The 17756-nt window shown below is 72.8% G+C and carries 15 protein-coding genes; 8 read left to right on the top strand and 7 right to left on the bottom strand.

From position 1 onward, the window contains the following. Positions 1-33 precede the first annotated feature (33 nt). Positions 34-1143: a ferritin-like domain-containing protein gene (locus tag DTB53_RS19665; RefSeq protein WP_012379049.1), complete on the bottom strand. Its 1110-nt coding sequence runs from the start codon at positions 1141-1143 to the stop codon at positions 34-36. A 330-nt stretch (positions 1144-1473) separates the two neighbouring features. On the opposite strand from DTB53_RS19665, the gene DTB53_RS19660 reads away from it, so the two are divergent. The 5 genes from DTB53_RS19660 to DTB53_RS19640 all read left to right on the top strand — a co-directional run bounded on the left by DTB53_RS19660 (position 1474) and on the right by DTB53_RS19640 (position 7883). Continuing rightward, a complete protein-coding gene (locus tag DTB53_RS19660; protein WP_012379050.1) occupies positions 1474-2409 on the top strand; it encodes an AurF N-oxygenase family protein in 936 nt (311 codons plus the stop codon). A 73-nt stretch (positions 2410-2482) separates the two neighbouring features. Continuing rightward, positions 2483-3259: a TetR/AcrR family transcriptional regulator gene (locus DTB53_RS19655; protein ID WP_012379051.1), complete on the top strand. Its 777-nt coding sequence runs from the start codon at positions 2483-2485 to the stop codon at positions 3257-3259. Between the two features lie 4 nt (positions 3260-3263). Further along, positions 3264-3551 carry a DUF8847 domain-containing protein gene (locus tag DTB53_RS19650; protein WP_012379052.1) on the top strand — a complete coding sequence of 96 codons (288 nt, stop codon included), beginning with the start codon at positions 3264-3266 and terminating at the stop codon, positions 3549-3551. Positions 3552-3654: 103 nt separating this feature from the next. Then, complete coding sequence (locus DTB53_RS19645) at positions 3655-6366, top strand: outer membrane protein assembly factor BamB family protein (RefSeq protein ID WP_012379053.1); 2712 nt, start codon at positions 3655-3657, stop codon at positions 6364-6366. A 170-nt stretch (positions 6367-6536) separates the two neighbouring features. Continuing rightward, on the top strand, positions 6537-7883 hold the full coding sequence (locus tag DTB53_RS19640; protein WP_042496116.1) for a C40 family peptidase: 1347 nt from the start codon (positions 6537-6539) through the stop codon (positions 7881-7883). 64 nt (positions 7884-7947) lie between these two features. Here the strand turns inward: DTB53_RS19640 and DTB53_RS19635 are convergent, their stop codons facing one another. From DTB53_RS19635 to DTB53_RS19615, 5 genes are read right to left on the bottom strand one after another with little or no spacing between them, the layout of a single operon-like run. Continuing rightward, positions 7948-9183 carry a styrene monooxygenase/indole monooxygenase family protein gene (locus DTB53_RS19635; RefSeq protein WP_012379055.1) on the bottom strand — a complete coding sequence of 412 codons (1236 nt, stop codon included), beginning with the start codon at positions 9181-9183 and terminating at the stop codon, positions 7948-7950. 46 nt (positions 9184-9229) lie between these two features. Beyond that, positions 9230-9880 (bottom strand): GTP-binding protein, encoded by a 651-nt coding sequence (locus tag DTB53_RS19630; RefSeq protein ID WP_003966307.1) that lies wholly within the window; start codon positions 9878-9880, stop codon positions 9230-9232. Next, positions 9861-10277 carry a DUF742 domain-containing protein gene (locus tag DTB53_RS19625; RefSeq protein WP_003966308.1) on the bottom strand — a complete coding sequence of 139 codons (417 nt, stop codon included), beginning with the start codon at positions 10275-10277 and terminating at the stop codon, positions 9861-9863. The genes DTB53_RS19630 and DTB53_RS19625 overlap by 20 nt, the downstream gene beginning before the upstream one ends. Then, positions 10274-10765, bottom strand: coding sequence for a roadblock/LC7 domain-containing protein (locus DTB53_RS19620; protein ID WP_003966309.1), 492 nt, complete (start codon positions 10763-10765; stop codon positions 10274-10276). The genes DTB53_RS19625 and DTB53_RS19620 overlap by 4 nt, the downstream gene beginning before the upstream one ends. Further along, positions 10762-13995, bottom strand: a complete 3234-nt coding sequence (locus tag DTB53_RS19615; RefSeq protein WP_042496119.1) for a sensor histidine kinase — start codon at positions 13993-13995, stop codon at positions 10762-10764. The genes DTB53_RS19620 and DTB53_RS19615 overlap by 4 nt, the downstream gene beginning before the upstream one ends. Before the next feature lie 363 nt (positions 13996-14358). Between DTB53_RS19615 and DTB53_RS19610 the strand changes: the two genes are divergently transcribed. After that, positions 14359-15153 (top strand): protein phosphatase 2C domain-containing protein, encoded by a 795-nt coding sequence (locus DTB53_RS19610; protein WP_012379058.1) that lies wholly within the window; start codon positions 14359-14361, stop codon positions 15151-15153. An 18-nt stretch (positions 15154-15171) separates the two neighbouring features. On the opposite strand, the gene DTB53_RS19605 is transcribed toward DTB53_RS19610, so the two are convergent. Further along, a complete protein-coding gene (locus DTB53_RS19605) occupies positions 15172-15654 on the bottom strand; it encodes a MarR family winged helix-turn-helix transcriptional regulator (protein WP_003966312.1) in 483 nt (160 codons plus the stop codon). A 257-nt stretch (positions 15655-15911) separates the two neighbouring features. Between DTB53_RS19605 and DTB53_RS19600 the strand changes: the two genes are divergently transcribed. Both DTB53_RS19600 and DTB53_RS19595 read left to right on the top strand, forming a co-directional pair. Continuing rightward, positions 15912-16757, top strand: a complete 846-nt coding sequence (locus tag DTB53_RS19600) for a lysozyme (protein ID WP_012379059.1) — start codon at positions 15912-15914, stop codon at positions 16755-16757. Positions 16758-16932: 175 nt separating this feature from the next. Next, complete coding sequence (locus DTB53_RS19595; RefSeq protein ID WP_172595276.1) at positions 16933-17685, top strand: polysaccharide deacetylase family protein; 753 nt, start codon at positions 16933-16935, stop codon at positions 17683-17685. Positions 17686-17756: the final 71 nt, after the last annotated feature.

Genomic DNA, 17756 nt, shown 5'->3' with positions numbered 1-17756 from the left:
CCCGTGGCGTACATCCGGTATCCGGGGAGCCCTTCAGGCCACCTGCCTGCCTTCGCCGATCGCCTCCGCGACCTCCGCCACCCGGGCCTGTTCCTCGGCGGCGAAGCGCTCGCGGTCCAGTTCCTCGGCTATCTCCTCGTCCTGCGACATCAGCAGGTCGAGGTTGGAGTCGCCGAGTTCGAGGACGCCCATGTCGACGTACGCCTTCTGGAGCCGCGGGCCCCAGAGGCCGATGTCCTTCACGCACGGGACGATCCGGCTGAACAGGAGCTTGCGGAACAGCTGGAGGAACTCGGAGCGCTCCGTGAGGTCCTTCGCCTCCTGCTTGCCGATGCCGAAGTTCTCCAGGACCTCGACGCCGCTGAGCCGGTCGCGCATCAGGTAGCAGCCCTCGATGACGAACTCCTCCCGCTCGCGGAGTTCCGCGTCGCTCAGCTGCCCGTAGTAGTCGCGCAGCGCCATCCGCCCGAAGGCGACGTGCCGGGCCTCGTCCTGCATGACGTACGCGAGGATCTGCTTGGGCAGCGGCTTGGTCGTGGTGTCGCGGATCATCCCGAAGGCGGCCAGCGCCAGGCCTTCTATCAAGACCTGCATTCCGAGGTAGGGCATGTCCCAGCGGGAGTCGCGCAGGGTGTCGCCCAGCAGCCCCTGGAGGTTGTCGTTGACCGGGTAGAGCATGCCGACCTTCTCGTGCAGGAAGCGGCCGTAGATCTCGGCGTGCCGGGCCTCGTCCATGGTCTGGGTGGCGGAGTAGAACTTGGCGTCCAGGTCGGGGACGGACTCCACGATGCGCGCCGCGCACACCATCGCGCCCTGCTCGCCGTGCAGGAACTGGCTGAACTGCCAGGAGGTGTAGTGCGTACGCAGCTCGCCCCGGTCCCTCTCCGTCATCTTCGCCCAGTGCGGGGTGCCGTACAGGGTGAGCGCCTCGTCGGGGGTGCCGAGCGGGTCGGCGGGGTCGACCTCCAGGGACCAGTCGATGCGCTTGTCGCCGTCCCACTGCTTGTCCTTGCCCTTCTGGTAGAGGGCGAGCAGGCGTTCACGGCCGTCGTCGTAGTCCCAGCTGAACCGGGCGGCCCCGGTGGCGGGGACCTGCCAGACGGGTTCGGCGGGCGGAGTGGTGTAGAGGTCATGGGTGGACACGGACGGCTCCTTCGCCTCGACTGGCTCGACGTGACGGACGTGCTGGACGTGATCGGCGCGATCGGTGTGATCCGCCGAGGCGGTCCGCGTGATCCGTCTGATCTGCTTGATCCGCGTGATCAATGTGATCGACAAGTCACGTGACACAGAAGGCAGTTGAGTGCGCGCACCGGCCGCCTCCCCGGCAGGTTCACACGTTGGTAGACAGTGAGTCAACAAGTCGGACGGAGTCGCGTCCAAGGGATTGACGGGCACTGCTGACAACTAGTCTCATAAGGAGTAACCGCCGGTAACACCCGTTGCCGGCCATCCGTGTGAGGTGCTCCCGCCATGACGACCGCCCCCGCTCGCGACACCACCGCGCTCCGCGACGCGCTCGGCCCGCTCCGCGACCGCGAGCAGATCGCCCTGCGGCTGCTCGAATCCTCGGCCAAGCACTCCTTCGACCCCGACACCGAACTCGACTGGGACTCGGCCGTCGAGGAGGGCAAGTGGTTCTGGCCGCCGGAGCTGCTCTCGCTGTACGGGACCCCGCTGTGGGACCGCATGTCCGAGGAGCAGCGCCTGGACCTCTCCCGGCACGAGGGCGCCGCGCTCGCCTCGCTCGGCATCTGGTTCGAGATCATCCTGATGCAGCTGCTGGTCCGGCACGTCTACGACAAGCCGGTGACCAGCAACCACGTCCGCTACGCGCTCACGGAGATAGCCGACGAGTGCCGGCACTCCATCATGTTCGGCCGCATGATCGACTGGGGCGGCGCCCCGACGTATCCGGTGCCGCGCGTCTACCACAACCTCGCGCGCGTCCTGAAGACCGTCTCCACCACGCCCGGTTCGTTCGCCGCGACCCTGCTCGGCGAGGAGGTCCTCGACTGGATGCAGCGCCTGACCTTCCCGGACGAGCGGGTGCAGACCCTGGTGCGCGGCGTGACCCGGATCCATGTGATCGAAGAGGCCCGGCACGTCCGGTACGCCCGCGAGGAGCTGCGCCGCCAGATGGTGACCGCCCCGCGCTGGGAGCGGGAACTCACCAAGGTGAGCTGCGGCGAGGCGGCCCGGGTCTTCTCCGTCTGCTTCGTCAACCCGCAGGTGTACGAGAACGTCGGCCTGGACCGACGCGAGGCCGTCGCCCAGGTCAGGGCCAGCGGTCACCGCGCCGAGGTGATGCAGTCCGGCGCGAAACGGCTGACCGACTTCTTCGACGACATCGGGCTGTTGAACGGCGTCGGGCGGCGGCTGTGGCGCAGCTCCGGGTTGCTGGCCTGAAAGCCGTGCGGACGGGGAGCGGGGGGCCCGCGGGCCCGGCATCATCCGGACGCGAGGCCTTAGGGTCGGTGGCATGACCTCCACCGCCGCAGTCCCGCCGCCCCGGGCGACGTACCGCAGGCTCAGCGTCGAGGAGCGCCGCGCCCAGCTCCTGCTCGCCGCGCTCGGCCTCTTCGCCCACCGGGCGCCCGACGAGGTCTCGCTCGACGAGGTGGCGGTGGCGGCCGGGGTGTCCCGGCCGCTCGTCTACCGCTACTTCCCGGGCGGACGGCAGCAGTTGTACGAGGCCGCGCTCGGCTCGGCGGCCGACGAGCTGACGCTGTGCTTCACCGAGCCGCCGGTGGGCCCGCCCACCGAGCGGGTCGCCCGGGTGCTGGACCGCTATCTGCGTTTCGTCGACGAGCACGACACCGGGTTCAGCGCCCTGCTGCGCGGCGGCAGCGTCGTGGAGACCTCCCGGACGACGACGATCGTGGACGGGGTGCGGCGGGCCGCCGCCGATGAGATCCTGCGCCACCTGGGGCGGATGGGCGGCGCCGGGGAGCAGAGCGCCGGGCCGCGCCTGCGGATGATGGTGCGCAGTTGGATCGCCGCCGTGGAGGCGGCCTCCCTGATCTGGCTGGACGACGGGAAGCGGCCGGACGCGGCCGAGCTGCGCGGCTGGCTGGTCGACCACCTGATCGCCCTGCTCGCCGCGACCGCCGCCACCGACGCGGAGACCGCGGCGGTGGTGAACGAGCTGCTGGCCCTGGAGACCTCCGACGGCCCGGCCGGACAGCTGGCGGAACGGGTGATTCCGATCGTCGCGGAGGCGGCGCACCTGCTGCCCGCCGCCGCTGCGTCAGACTGACCGGGTGAAAAGCGAGAACACCCCCTTCCGAGGCGGCCCCCTGGACGGCCGGGTCCTGCCGATCCTGCTCGGACCGACCGGCCATCCGCCGAAGTGGTACGAGGTCCCGGTGCCCTCGCCCGACGGCGGCCCCGCAACCGTCCACGCCTATCGGCGGGTCCCGGCGGGCTACACCAAGCGGCTCGGGCTCCAGCGCGGCTGGGTGTACGCGTACGCGCCGGAGGGCCGCGAGCAGCGCACCCTCAAGTGGCCCTGGTCCAGGACTCCTCCGAGCCCCCCGGACCGCGACTGAGCGGCGGGCGACCGCCCGTGGGGCACAGGCCCTAAGATCGACGGTCAGGCGCCGGGGGACGGGTCACCCGGCCGCCGCAGGACGGTCACAAGGGGGGTGCGCCATGGAGGCGCTGCGTCAGGACGATCCACGCCGCTTCGGCCGTTTCACCGCGCTGGCCCGCTTCCACGAAGGCGCGAGCGCCGTGCGGTACGTGGCGCGGGACACCGCGACCGGCGAGGTGGCCCTCATCACCGCCGCCCGCCCGGAGTTGGCCGGCCTGCCGGCGTACCGCCGCCGCTTCCAGGCGGAGGCGCGCACCGCCGAACGCCTCGCGGGCGGCTGGGTCGCCGAGCCCCTGGACACCGGCGAGGAGCCGGAGGCCCCGGCCGAGGGGCCGGAACCCCTGTGGACGGCCGCGGGGTACGTCCCCGCGCTGCCGCTGGCCGAGGCGATCGGGATCGCCGGCCCCCTGGACGAACGGGCCCTGCGGATACTGGGCGCGGGCATCGCCGAGATCCTCTCCCGGGTGCACGCCGCCGGGGCCGTGCTCCAGGGGCTGGCCCCCGGTACGGTGCTGCTGGCCGCCGACGGGCCCCGCCTCACCGCTTTCGGCCCGCTGGGCGCGGCGGCGTCGGCGGAGGCCCGGCCGGGCGGCCAGCTCTCGGTGCGGCTCGGCTATCTGACGCCCGAGCAGATCGAGGGCAAGGAGGTCTCCGCCGCCTCCGACCTGTTCGTGCTGGGGCTGCTGCTGGCGTACGCGGCGACCGGGACGACCCCGTTCACCGAGGGGCCCGCAGAGGAGGCCGCCCGCCGGATCGCCGAGGACGAGCCCGAACTCGACGCCGTGCCGGAGGCGTTGCGCGAGCTGATCACGCGATGTCTGGCGAAGGACCCGGCCGAGCGGCCCACCGCCGGGACGGTCGCCGCCCAACTGGCCCTGGAAGGCGCGGCGGGTCTCGCCCGGGGCGGCTGGCTGCCCGAACCCCTCGCGGCGGCGGTCGCGGACCAGGAGGCGCGGGTCCTGGCCCTGGACGTGCCGCGGGAGGACTCGGAGCCGGAGGACGCCCCTACGGCCCCGGAGCCGGAGGACGCCCGTACGGCCCCGGAGCCGGAGGACGCCCGGCCGCTGCCCGCGCCGTCGGACGGGCCCGCGTCGGGGGCGCCCGCCGCGGTGGTCCCCGCGGGCGACGGCGGCATCGGGGAGGACCGCGGCACCACCCGCTTCCTCAACACCGGGCCCCGGCCTCCGCGGAACGACCGCCCGACGACCCAGCTCGCCCTCCCCCACGAGCTCACCGCACCCCCGGAGGCCGCCCCCGCCCCGGCGGCGCGACCCCTGCCGCCCGCCCTGCCCGGCGGCCCCACCGCCCCGCGGCAGCCGGGGCCCGCGCACGGCGGACCCGCTCCGTACCCCGCCGCGGCGCTCCCGGCCGGGCCCGCCGGCCCCGGGGGCCCGGCCGGGGGCCCGATGGTGTCCTTGCCGCTGCCTCCCGCGCCGGCCCCGGCGCCCGACCCCGCAGCGAGCCGCCGGACCCTGCTGACCATCGCGGCGGCGGCCGTCGGCGGGCTGATCGTGGGCGGCGGCTCGGTGGCCGCTCTCGGCTCCGAGGACACCGCGGTGGCGACGGACGACAAGCCCGCGCCGAAGCCCCGCCGCACGCTCCCCGGGCAGCCCCCCGAGCCGCGCTGGAGCTACGCGCACCCGGCCTCCGAGTCCTCCCCGCTCACCGCCGCCGTATGGCGCGACGAACTGCTCGTGGTGACCAGCGAGAGCCAGGCGAGCGCCGTGGACCTGCGCACCGGCAAGCGGCTGTGGCAGCGCGCGGACGGGGCGAAGGGGCAGGCCGCGCTGGCGGCGGGCGCCGATCTGGTCTTCGTGGCGAGCCCGACGGAGTTCCTGTGGCTGTCGCCGAAGAACGGCAAGGTCGTGCACCGCGAGCGCTACACGGACGCCTTCGGCGACCTGCCGGGCCTCGCCGTCGGGCGGCCGGCCGGGAGCTCCGGGCCGGTCGTCTGGTTCACCGGTTCGCACACGGTCACCGTGAAGGCCCCGAAGCCGAAGAAGGGCAAGAAGCAGGGCAAGGACAGGGAAGTCGTCCAGGCCCACTTCTTCGCGTACGACATCGTGCAGCGCAAGGAGCTGTGGCGGACCCCCGTGCCCGCGGGCCGCGCCCCCGGCGCCCCCGTCTACCGGGTGGTCGGCGACCGCTCCGCCGACATCCTCGTACGGCAGGACGCGGTCAGCCTGACGGCGGCGGAGCTCAAGGCGGCCAAGGGGAAGGGCTCCGTCCGCTCGTTCGACCAGAAGACCGGCAAGCTGCTGTGGACCAGGAGTTACGGCGCGGTCTCCCCCGAGGCGGCCACCGCGGGTGACGAGGACGGGTCGCTGTACGCGGCGGTCGGCAAGGACCTCCAGGCCTTCGAGACGGACACGGCGAAGCCGCTGTGGCGCGTCGAGGGCAGCGCCGGCTCGGCGTTCGGCACCCCGCTGGTCGCCGGACCCCTGATCCACACCACCGAGCGCAGCCGGCTGGTCGGCGCGGTGGAGCGCGGGAGCGGCCGGCTCGTGTGGCGGCGCTCCACGGAGGTGCCGGGCATCGGGAACGCCCCGTCGCTCACGCTCAGCGGCAGCGAGAAGACCCTGATCGCCGCCGACGCCGTCCAGGTCACGGCGTTCTCGGCGGCCGACGGCGAGCGGCTGTGGAAGTTCCAGGACATCGGATCGGCCGATCCGAAGGGGGCGACGGTGAGCGCCTCGTACCGGGCGTTCGCCGCCGGGGAGACCGTCGTCATCCAGCGCGACAGGGCCTTCTACGCCTTCCCGGTGGCCTGAGGATCCGGTCCGTCGGCCGCTCCCTCCCCCGCCGCCGCCGTCCGGGGGGTCCCCGGGCGGCACGCGGCGCGGTGCTTGCATCGCCTGACATCACATGACCGGATGATCGGATTCGCCCATGTATGGACGAGTCCGTAGCCGGGCTCCGTCTCCGTCCCGGAGGTGATGTCGTGTCAGGCAGGCTCCTGCGCGTGGTCTGCACGACCGCGCTGGCCGCGGCACTCACGGTCTCCCCCACCACCACCGCGTCGTCCGAGCCGGGGCCCGTACCGTCCGAGGAGGCCTCCGGTACGGCCGGCCCCGACGCTCCGGAGGAACCCGACGCGTCCGGCGCGGCGGAGGAACCGGACGAGCCCGACGCGGCGGAGGCCGACGCCGCGACGGACACCGGGGACGCCGACACCGACGCGGCCGACGACGACACCGACACCGACGCGGCCGAGGTCGACGCCGAGACCGCCCTCGCCGCGCCCGAGGCGCCCCGGAGCGTCGCCGCCCTGCTGCGCGAGCTCCAGACCCGCTATCAGGCGGCGGAGGAGGCGAGCGAGACCTACAACGCCACCGCGGAGAAGCTGAAGCGGCGGACCGCGCAGGTGAAGCAGGTGAGCACGGACCTGGCGAAGGCGCGGGCCGCGCTGGAACGCAGCCGCGGGGAGGCCGGGCGGCTGGCCCGGGAGCAGTACCAGGGGCGTACCGAGTTCTCCGCCTACCTCCGGCTGCTGCTGTCCCGCGACCCCCTGCGGGCCCTCGACCAGACCCATGTGGTGGAGCGGCTGGCCGCCAACCGCGCGGCGACGATGGGCCGGCTGACCGACGACGCCCGGCGGGCCGACCGGCTGGCCGCCGCCTCCCGCAAGGCGTTGGACCAGCAGAAGAAGCTGGCAGAGCGGCAGAAGAAGCAGCGCGACACCGTGCGCGGAAGGCTGAAGGAGGTCGAAGGGCTGCTGGCCACGCTCTCCGAGGAGCAGCTTGCGCAGGTCGCCGGCCTCGAACAGCGGGGCGTGGACGAGGCGCAGCGCGAACTGGTGGCCTCCGGGGCCCTCAGCTCCGCCCGGCCGCCCACCCGACAGGGCGGTGACGCCGTCGCGTACGCGGTCCGGCAGATCGGCAAGCCGTACGTGTGGGGGGCCGAGGGCCCCGATTCCTTCGACTGCTCCGGGCTCACGTCCCAGGCCTGGTCCTCGGCGGGGCGGACGATCCCGCGCACCTCGCAGGAACAGTGGAAGCGGCTCCCGAAGGTGCCGGTGTCCGCGCTGCGCCCCGGGGACCTGGTGGTCTACTTCCCGAAGGCGACCCACGTGGCGCTGTACATCGGCGACGGTCTGGTGGTCCAGGCCCCCCGCCCCGGCACCGAGGTCAAGGTCTCACCGCTCGCCGCGAACCCGCTGCTGGGCGCCGTCCGGCCCGACCCCGGCGGCGCCCCGCTGCCGACGTACACCCGCCCGGAGCTGCCCGAGGGCGCGCGCGACGGTTCGGACACGGGGTACGGCACGGACGCGGCGCCCGACGCCTCGTAGCGGAGACGGCTCGGCGGCCGGATCGACGGTGCTGGTCCGGCCGCCGAAGCGGTGGGCGGTCCGCTCAGGCGCCGGAGAGCGAGGCCAGGTACGCGTTGGTCTTCTCGGGCTCGTAGAAGAAGTTCTCGAAGTCCGCGGGGTTGTTGAACCCGTTGGCGAAGCGGTCCGCGGCGGGCTGGAGCTGACCGGCGGCGCCGATGAGGTTCAGCACGTGCTCCGGCGGGACGCCGAGCATCGCGTTGGTCCACTTCGTGACGTGCTGCGCGGTCTCCCAGTAACGGTCGAACGTGGACTGCATCCACGCCGCGTCGAACTCCTTCTCGCCGTGCTCGACGATCGAGTCCAGGTAGGCGTTCGCGCACTTGGATGCGGAGTTGGAGCCCTGGCCGGTGATCGGGTCGTTGGCCACGACGACGTCCGCGACGCCGAGGACCAGGCCGCCGCCGGGCAGTCGGCCGATCGGCTTGCGGACCGTGGGGGCGTAGCGGCCGGCGAGGGTGCCGTTGGCGTCGGTCAGCTCGACCTTGGTGGCACGGGCGTACTCCCAGGGAGTGAACTTCTCCATGAGCTCCAGCGTCTTCGCCAGGTGCTCGGAGGGGTCCTTGATGCCCTGGAAGGCGTCGAGCGGTCCGCCCGGGACGCCCTCCCAGAAGAGGATGTCCGCGCGGCCGGAGGTGGTGAGCGTCGGCATGACGAACAGCTCGCCGACGCCCGGGACCAGGTTGCAGCGGACCGCGTCGAACTCCGGGTGCTCCGGGCGCGGGCCCATGCCGTGGACGTAGGCGACGGCCAGGGCGCGCTGGGGGGCGTCGAAGGGGGAACGGGCCGCGTCCCGGCCGAACATGGAGACCAGCTCGCCCTTGCCGGCCGAGACCATCACCAGGTCGTAGGTGCGGGAGAAGTAGTCCAGGTCGGAGACGGCCGCCCCGTGGATGACGAGCTGGCCGCCGCGCTGGGCGAAGGTCTCCATCCAGCCGGCCATCTTCACGCGCTGGTCGACGGACTGGGCGAAGCCGTCCAGCTTGCCGACCCAGTCGACGGCGCGCGAGGAGTCGGGGGCGGCGACGGAGACGCCGAGTCCCTCGATCTTCGGGGCCTGGGACTCCCAGAAGTTCAGCTGGTAGTCCCGCTCGTGCTGGAGCGCGGTGTGGAACATGCACTGCGTCGACATGACCCGGCCGGTGCGGATCTCGTCGGCGGTGCGGTTGGACATCAGGGTGACTTCGTAGCCCTTGGACTGGAGTCCCAGGGCCAGCTGGAGCCCGGACTGGCCTGCTCCGACTATGAGTATCTTCCGCATCGCGGCTCTCCGTTGTCTCTGGTTCGAGGGGTCTGAGGGGCGGCCCTCAGGCGGGGGTGGCGTCGAGAGCGTGGCCCACCAGGGCCAGCAGCGACTCGACGACCGTGATCCTGTTACGAGCGTCCATGATCACTATCGGGACCTGCGGGGGTACGGTCAGGGCCTCCCTGACGTCCTCCGCCTCGTAACCGGGTGTCCCCTCGAAGTGGTTGACGGCCACGATGTACGGCAGCCCGCAGCTCTCGAAGTAGTCGAGCGCGGGGAAGCAGTCCTCCAGCCGCCGGGTGTCGGCGAGGACGACCGCGCCGATCGCCCCGCGCACCAGGTCGTCCCACATGAACCAGAAGCGCTGCTGGCCGGGGGTGCCGAAGACGTAGAGGACGAGGTCGTCCTCCAGCGTGAGCCGGCCGAAGTCCATGGCCACCGTGGTGGTGGTCTTCTCGGGCGTCGCGGAGAGGTCGTCGGTCTCCTCGCTGGCCTGGGTCATCAGCGCTTCGGTCTGGAGCGGTGTGATCTCGGAGACCGAGCCGACGAACGTCGTCTTGCCGACGCCGAATCCGCCCGCCACCACGATCTTGGTGGCGGTGGGCGCGCGGGTGTGGTCGAGCTGCCAGGCCTGGATGGACTCCTCGGCCTGTTCCCGGGGCCCCGGCTGGCGCGGGGCGAAAAGCGGCGCCTCAGAGACGGCGGAGTCCATTGAGAACCCTTTCGAGCAGTGCGCGGTCGGGCTGGCCGGCGCCGTGGCCGGTTCCGTACACGCGGATCTTTCCCTGGTCGGCCAAGTCGCTGAGCAGCACCCGGACGACTCCGAGCGGCATCTTCAACAGGGCCGAGATCTCCGCGACCGTACGCATCCGGCGGCAGAGTTCGACGATGGCGCGGAGCTCCGGCATCACCCGGGAGGCGAGGTTGCCGTTGGTGAGCTCACGGCGCTCGTCGGGTGCTTCGAGGGCCGCGACGAACGTCTCGACCAGCAGGACGTGCCCGAACCGGGTGCGACCGCCGGTGAGGGAGTACGGGCGGACCCGGGCGGGGCGTTTGTCGGCCCCGCGGACGGGGAGCCGGGGGGCGGGTTCTGCGGCGGCGGTGGTCACAGGGCGCTCTCCATCGATGTGCGCAGCTCACTGCGGAGTTCGGGGGTGAGTACGTGTCCGGCCCGGCCGACGAAGAGGGCCATGTGGTAGGCGACGACGCTCATGTCGCAGTCCGGGGCGGCGTGGACGCCGAGGAGCGAGCCGTCGCTGATCGACATGACGAAGACGCTGCCCTCGTCCATGGCGACCATGGTCTGTTTGACGCCGCCGCCGTCCATCAGCTTCGCGGCTCCGACGGTCAGCGAACCGATGCCGGAGACGATCGTGGCCAGGTCGGCGCTGGAGCCCTTGGGTCCGTCCGGCTTCCCGGCGGCCGGTCCGGCCGCCTTCGCGGTCAGATGGCCGGGGTCGGAGGAGAGCAGCATCAGGCCGTCGGACGAGACGACGGTGACCGAGTGGACCCCTGGCACCTCCTCCACGAGATTGCTCAGCAACCAGTGAAGGTTCCGGGCTTCGTTACTCAGCCCGAATGTGCTGGGCGCAGTCAACTGCGTGCCTCCTCGACTGTGTCCCCCGTCTCTTCGTTCCGGCCGTCCGCCCGGCCGCCGGTCTCTGCGGTCCGTGCGGTCCTTGCGTTGCGTGCGTCCTGTGCGGCGCCTGGGGTGGGCGCGGTGGTGGTCTCGTGCCCCGTACGCCCGGTGGGTACGCCTCCGGGGTCGGCGACGGTGATGCCGCCGGTCTCGGCGATCTCCGCCTCGACGTCGCGCCGGCCCTCCTTGGCCGCCTGGTGGAAGCTGCCGAGCCGGCGGCGCAGGGCGTCCCGGTCGAGGCTGCCGGTGCGCCCGGGGGCGGGTGTCGCGTCGGGCCGGACCACCTTGGGCGTGCGCTTCGGCAGCCCCTTGTCGGTGATTCGCGCCGCCTCGGGGCGGCGGGGGCCGGGGACGGTGTCCGCGGGGGCCGGGGCCGCCTCGGCGTGGGGCGCGGGGCGGAACGCGGGTCCGTCCGGGTCCTGGCCCCCGGGGCCGTCCTCGGCCGGGCGCTCGTGGCGGTCGGGGCCGATCGCGTACGGGTCGGCGGTGCCGGGCCCGGCCGGGGCGCCCCCTGTCGCCGGGGCGTCCGGAGCCGTGGGGGCCACCGGGTCGGCGGGGGCCGGGGGAGGCTTCGGGAGGCGGACCTGAAGGGTGATCTCGGAGTCCGACTCGGCTCCGGCTCCGGGCCGGTCCTCGGTTCCGGGCCCGTCCTCGTCCGCCGCTTCGGGCCCGACGTCCGTTCCGGCCTCGGCGGCCGATCGCCGCGCCTCCTGCTCCTGCTCCTGCTCCCGCGGCGGTACGGCGGAGGCTTCCGGGCGCTCGTCGGCTGCGGTGTCCTCGGCCGCCGCGTTCTCGCGGATCGTCCGCTCGGCGGCGACGATCAGCGGGTCGGCGGGCAGGGGCTCGCCGGCCCTCTCGGGGGCGCTCTCCGCTTCCGCGTCCGGGGCCGCCCCGGGCTCCGGAGCCGGTGTCGCTGCAGGCGTCGGCTCCGTCGGCGTCTCGGGCCCGGACGCCGGGGGCGCCAGCGGTGAACGGCTGGGGAGGGCGTTGGAGTTCGCCTCGGCGACCGAGCCCGGCAGGTTGAGCGTGGGCGCGTCGCCGGGAAGCTGCACGGCGGGCGGCGAGGCGGCGGGCAGGGAGTTGGGCAGCAGGGCGCTCGGCAGAACGACGACGGCCGTCACACCACTCCCCTTCTGCTCGCGCAACTGGACCCGCACTCCGTGCCGGGCGGCCAGCAACGACGTGACCTGGAGGCCGAGTCCGGCCCCGGTCATGTCGATGTGCCGCTCCCCCGGCTCGAACGAGGCCGGGTCGGCCAGCCTGGCATTGAGTTCGCCCATCCGGACCGTCGACATGCCGATGCCCGCGTCCGACACGGAGAGCATCACCTCGCCGCTCTCCAGCAGCCAGCCGGAGAGCTCGACCTGGGAGTCGGGCGGCGAGAAGGAGGTCGCGTTCTCCAGCAGTTCGGCGAGGAGGTGGCTGAGGTCGTCGGCGGCGAATCCGGCGATCTGGGCGTGCGGCGGCAGGGACTGGATGGTGACCCGCTCGTACCGCTCGATCTCGCTGACGGCCGCGCGCGCCACGTCGACCAGCGGGATCGGTCCGGCGTGCCCGTGGCCGTGCTCGGCCCCGGCGAGGACCAGCATGTTCTCGCTGTGGCGGCGCATGACCGTGGCCATGTGGTCCAGCTTGAACAGGGTGGCCAGCCGCTCCGGGTCCTGCTCGCGCTCCTCCAGGCCCTCGATGACGCCGAGCTGCCGCTCGACCAGTCCGAGGGTGCGCAGGGAGAGGTTGACGAAGGTGTGGTTGACGGTGTTCCGCAGCTGCTCCAGCTGGGTGGCCAGCTCGGTGGTCTTCTTCTGGAGTTCGGCCCGCTCGGCGACGAGGGCCTCGCGGCCCGCGATCAGCTTGGACCGTTCGTCGGTGAGGCTCCCGACCCGTCCGCCGAGGTCCTGGTGGAGGCCGGCGAGCCTGCCGTGCAGGGCGTTCATCGACCGGACGACCTGGGCGAACTCGTCGTTGCGGCCGGTGTAGCGGACCGGTTCGGCGCCCTCGGGGTCCTCGGCGAGGCGCGCGGCGCCGATACGCAGGACGGCGAGCGGCTGGGTGAGGGTGCGGGCGACGGCCGTGGAGACGCCGACGGCGAGCAGGAAGCAGCCACCGAGCAGGGCGATGCTCAGTTCGAGGGCGGTGACGTCGTCGTCGCGGAGGCCCTCCAGATGCTGGACCTGGCCGGTGGTCAGGGCCGACTCGACGCTGCGCATCCGGTCGACGCGGGCGGAGAGCGCGGCCTCCAGCTTCTTGGGGCTGATCCCGCGCTCCGCCTCCGAGAGCTCGGGGCGGTCGGTGAGGCGGGTGAGGTACTTCTCCGCGTCGTTGACCTGGGACCCGGTGACGGTGGCGGCGAGCTTGTCGCGGGCCTCCGGGTCCGCCGCCTGGTCGAAGTCGGCCAGCGCCGCGAGCTCCCGGACGCGGGCCTGCTGGGCGGCGGCGCTCAGCTCGTCGCGTTCGCGGCCGGCCCGGGTGTCGTCCTCGTCCTGGGTCTGCACGGGCAGCCCGGTGAAGGGGTCCGTCTGCGGGGTCGTCGGCTCGGGGCTCGGCACGGCGAGCGCGGCGAGGAGGAGCCCGCGGGTGGCGGAGGCCTGTTCGGACGCGCCTCCGAGGGTGAGCGGGGCCCGGGTGGCGTCGGCGGCGCGCGGCGGGGTCTTCTCCGCCAGTTCGGCGGCGATGCCGCGCAGCTTGGCGATGACGTCGGAGTACGCCTGGTGCGCCTCCAGGGCGGAGCCCTTGCCGGTCAGCGCTTCACGGCGGAGCGAGGGGACCGTCGAGAGGTCGCGGCGCAGGGCCGCGGGGGCCGCCTCGTGGATCTCGTCGATCTGCTGGTCGACGCGGGTGGTGCGGGCGGCGCGGTTCTTCGCGTCGGCGCTGTCGTCGGCCTTCTCGTCCCGGCCGTCGGCGATGTACGCGGTGATCGCGTCACGCTCGTCGGCGAGGGAGTGCCCGAGGGTGACCGCCTGCTGGTTCAGCTCGGCGAGGGTGACCAGCCGCTGGGACTCGGTCAGATCGGCGGAGGCCCCGAACACGGCGGGGGCGCCCGCCGCCACGACGATGACGCCGACGACCGCCACTCCGGCCACCAGTCGGCTGCGCACCCGCACGGTCCGCTTGTCCGCGCCGGGTGCCGGAGGCGTCGCCCCGGAACCGTCGCGCGTCGTGCCCTTGCTCCGCGGCCGCTTCTTCTGCACCGGTGCTCGCAATCTTGACTCGTCCACCCTTGAAGCAGAGGTGACGCACGGTCACGTGGAAGGGCGCCCCGCTCCTGGTACGGCTTCTGACCATTCCAGCGCTTTTGAGAGGGGGGCGCGCATCAACCGCTCCGCCACTCGAAGGAGTGAACATCACTCTGGAGTTGGCGAACAAGTCTCCCCCGGTGCGCCCCTGACCATGCGTGGGCCGCGGGGTGGAAGTTCCGCTCCGCCTTTGGCAGGATGCCCGCCCGCATCGGTCCGGAGCCGCCCCCTCCACCCCGCGCGCCCTCGTTGACCTGCTGGTACAGGCCATTTCCGGTCGCGTGCGGAGATGGTGAAGGGCTCGTGCAGACTGGCGGCATGCGCATCGAACTCGCCACCGCGCCCGGAAGCCCCGAACGCCCCAACGAGGACTGGGTCTCCGGGGTCCTGCCCGCGTCCGGCCAGGGAGGTGTCCTGGTGCTGCTCGACGGCGTCACCCCGCCGCCGGGGGACGACGGTTGTGTGCACTCGGTCCCGTGGTTCACCGCACGGCTGGGCGGCGCGCTGGTGGAACTGTCCGGTTCCCGCCCCGACCTGACCCTGACCGAGGTCCTGGCCGAGGCCATCTCCCGTACAGCCGACACGCATCGAGTCACCTGTGACCTTTCTCACGTGCGTACGCCTCAGGCGACCGTGGTTCTGGCGCGTTGGGACGAACGCGCGATCGAGCACCTGGTGCTCTCCGACTCGGCCCTGTTGCTGGAGTCCCCCGACGGTGCGGTCCGGGCGGTCCTCGACGACCGGCTGGACCGGCTGCCGCCGGGCTCGCTCGCCTCGAACGAGATCGCCGATTCCACGGTGCGCAACAAGGAGGGCGGCTTCTTCACCGCAGCCGCCGACCCCTCAGTAGCAGCGCGCGCGGTGACGGGCAGCACCCCGGCGGCCGACGTCCGGGCGCTCGCCGCGCTCACGGACGGCGCGACCCGCTGGACGGAGGTGTTCGGCGAGGGCGACTGGACGGACGTGCTCGGGCTGCTGCGGAAGGCCGGGCCCCGGGGGCTGATCGACCGGGTGCGGGAGCTGGAGGACGCCGACGCGGCGGCCGGGCGCGTACGGCTGCGGCGCGGCAAGACGCACGACGACGCCACCGCGCTCCTGGTGGAGCTGGACTGAGGCCGACGGCGGGCGGGCTCAGCTCTCGGCGCGGGCGTTCAGCTGGTGCAGGAGCCGGGCCAGTTCGGCGACCTCGGCCCGGTCCCAGTCGGCCAGTTTGCGCACGTAGCGTCCCCGGCGGGCGTCCCGGACGCTGCGGAAGCGGGCCAGGCCGTCGTCGGTGAGGTGGACGAGCCAGGCCCGCCCGTCGGCCGGGTCGGGTTCGCGGGCCACCAGCCCGAGGTTCTCCAGGGAGTGCAGCTGGCGGCTCATGGTGGCCTTGCCGACGCCGAAGTAGGCGGCCAGCTCCGTGGCCCGCTGACGGCCCGCCTCCTCCAGGCGGACGAGCAGGCCGTAGGCGGCCGGCTCCAGTTCGGGGTGGACCTCGCGGGCCATGTCTCCCGAGGTGGCGCGCGCCCGGCGCAGGAACACGGCCAACTCACGCTCCAGCGAGAGAAATTCGTGGTCCACACCACTTCCGTCCGTAGCGCCCGGCTCCGGCCCGCTGTCGTTCCCGCGCACGTCAGTACCCCTCGTACGGTTTCCTGCCGATGAAAGTTTCTTCCGCGACCGGTCAACGCCGCAGTTCGGCCAGTATTTCGCAGGAGTAGACCAACGGCGGCGGCCTGGCCCCCTTCCGCACCCCGGGTCTACGTGCGTAGCGTCAGCGACGACGGTATTCATGACATGGACACACCATGTCATGAGTGCGCCCCGTCCCGGCACCCCGCGCCCGCACCCATGCTCCTCCCGGCCCCACCCACCTCGGAGGCACGCTCATGCCTGTGCACAGATCCGCTCCGCCCCGCACGCCCCGCCGCCCTCGCCTCGCCGCCGCGGGGACGCTCCTGGCCGCCCTCGCCCTCCTCCTGACCCTGCCCGGCGCGGCCGGCGCCGCGGCCCCGTCCGGCGACGCCCCCGCGCGCGGCACCGCCAGGATGGGCCAGGGCGTCATCGAGCACGACGGACAGGGCGGCCTGCCGCGCGACTCCCGGGCCGCCCAGACCGAGGGCGTGGACGTCAGCAGCCACCAGGGCAACGTGGCCTGGGCGACGCTGTGGAACAGCGGGGTGAAGTGGGCCTACGTGAAGGCCACCGAGGGGACCTACTACAAGAACCCCTACTTCGGGCAGCAGTACAACGGTTCGTACGGCGTCGGCATGATCCGCGGCGCGTACCACTTCGCCACCCCGAACACGACGAGCGGCGCCGCGCAGGCGCACTACTTCGTGGACAACGGGGGCGGCTGGTCGCGGGACGGGAAGACCCTGCCGGGCGTGCTCGACATCGAGTGGAATCCGTACGGCGCCCAGTGCTACGGCCTCAGCCAGGCGGCGATGGTCAACTGGATCCGCGACTTCACGAACACCTACCGCGCGCGCACCGGCCGGGACGCGGTGATCTACACCGCGACCAGCTGGTGGAAGGACTGCACCGGCAACAACGCGGGCTTCGGCGCCACCAACCCGCTGTGGGTCGCCCGGTACAACACGACCGTCGGCGAGCTGCCCGCCGGCTGGGGCTTCCACACCATGTGGCAGTACACCTCGACCGGCCCGACGGTCGGCGACCACAACCGCTTCAACGGCGCCCTCGACCGCGTACAGGCGCTGGCCAACGGCTGACCCCGCACCGACCGCTCGACCCGCCCCGGCGACCGCACCCCAGGTCACCGGGGCTCCCCGCGGGCGGATCCCCCACTATGCACCGCATGTATACGCACGATGTATAGTCCTCGGTGTACCGCACACCTGTGCGGGATTTCCCCGCGCAGAGGAGTGATGTGTCGTGCCCAGAAAGATGCCGTCGTCCACGATGGGGTTGACCGCGGCCCTGGTGACGGCGCTCACACTGACGTTGAGCGGCTGCTCCATGGACACCACGGCGCCGGGCTCGGCACGCGGGGAGGCGGCGTCCGACGCCAAGGGCTCCTTCGGGCCGGCGGACTGCCGCAAGGCCAAGTGCATCGCCCTGACCTTCGACGCGGGTCCGGGCAAGGACACTCCGCGGCTGCTGGACATCCTCAAGGAGAAGAAGGTGCACGCCACCTTCTTCCTGCTGGGCAAGCACCACGTCGTCAAGTACCCCGAGGTGGTGCGGCGCATCGCGGACGAGGGCCACGAGGTCGCCAACCACACCTGGACGCACAAGGTCCTGACCGACCAGAAGCCGGACGCGATACGCGCCGAGCTGGAGAAGACCCAGCTGGCCATCGAGAAGATCACCGGCAAGCAGCCCACCCTGATGCGCCCGCCGCAGGGCCGCACCGACGACACCGTCTCGGACATCAGCAAGGACCTGGGGCTCTCCCAGGTCCTGTGGAGCGCCACCGCCAAGGACTACTCGACGAACGACTCCGCGCTGATCGAGAAGCGGATCCTGGACCAGGCGGGCAAGGACGGCATCATCCTGCTGCACGACATCTACAAGGGCACCGTGCCCGCCGTGCCCGGGATCATCGACGCGCTCCAGAAGGACGGCTACACCTTCGTGACCGTCCCGGAGCTGATGGCTCCCGCCGTGCCGGAGCCGGGCACGATCTACCGCCCCTGACCGGTACGTACGGCACACGGAACGGCCCGCCCCCCGTCGACTCGGGGAGCGGGCCGTTCGCCGGCGTACGG

This window comes from Streptomyces griseus, assembly GCF_900460065.1.
In the GTDB taxonomy this organism is placed as follows: domain Bacteria; phylum Actinomycetota; class Actinomycetes; order Streptomycetales; family Streptomycetaceae; genus Streptomyces; species Streptomyces griseus.
Note: the sequence above shows the minus strand (reverse complement) of the source record. Positions and strands in the feature narration are given on the sequence as shown.